The sequence below is a fragment of the Zhongshania aquatica genome, assembly GCF_027257955.1.
Classification (GTDB): Bacteria; Pseudomonadota; Gammaproteobacteria; order Pseudomonadales; family Spongiibacteraceae; genus Spongiibacter; species Spongiibacter aquatica.
Genome location: NZ_JANZNQ010000095.1, coordinates 1 through 704, shown reverse-complemented (window position 1 = coordinate 704; position 704 = coordinate 1). Strand labels below are relative to the sequence as shown.

Here is a 704-nt window from a genome sequence, read left to right as displayed (position 1 = left end):
GCGGCTACACCCAAAGACAAAAAAGCAAAGCGCATCGGCAAAGCCGATGTTGCCATTAACTTCATTGCGAAGCTTTATGCTGTGGAAAAGCAGGCAAAGCACATCAGTCGTGAAGATCGGTACACACTGAGACAAGAGCTCAGCGTGCCCCTACTCCAAGTGCTGCGAGAATGGCTGGATAAGACCTTGCACAGCACGTTACCGAAAGGCGCGCTGGGAACCGCGCTAGGTTACCTAGATAAAAACTGGGAAAAGCTGATTCGCTATACCGACGACGGCGATGTGAACATCGACAACAACCTAGCGGAAAACGCGATAAGACCGTTCGTCATTGGCCGAAAGAATTGGTTATTTAGCGCCACGCCAAGAGGTGCCCACGCTAGTGCATCACTGTACAGCCTGATTGAAACGGCAAAGGCCAATGGACTTGAGCCTTACCACTATTTGCGCGACGTGTTCGCAACACTCCCAAGCGTAAAGACCGAGGAAGAGTTGCAGGCGCTGCTGCCTTGGGCAAAACACTGAGAAAACAAATAAAGTAGCAGGAAGGCAGCCGCCTTCTTGGCAATGCCCCACCATCCCTTGCAAGTCCTCATCCTGAGAATGCCTTCCATGCTATGGGCTCATCCTGAGCTTATGAAAACTATAGATGCCTTAGTCGAGATTGCAAAGAATAAATAGGGTGGGGTTTGTTGAGCGCTTAC

Annotated in this window: 1 protein-coding gene; it reads left to right on the top strand. The window is 50.6% G+C overall.

Going from position 1 to position 704, the window contains the following annotated elements; genetic code table 11:
- On the top strand, nucleotides 1–525 hold a 525-nt coding region (locus O9X78_RS20785), incomplete at its 5' end, for an IS66 family transposase (protein ID WP_269621594.1).
- Between the last annotated feature and the right edge of the window lie 179 nt (nucleotides 526–704).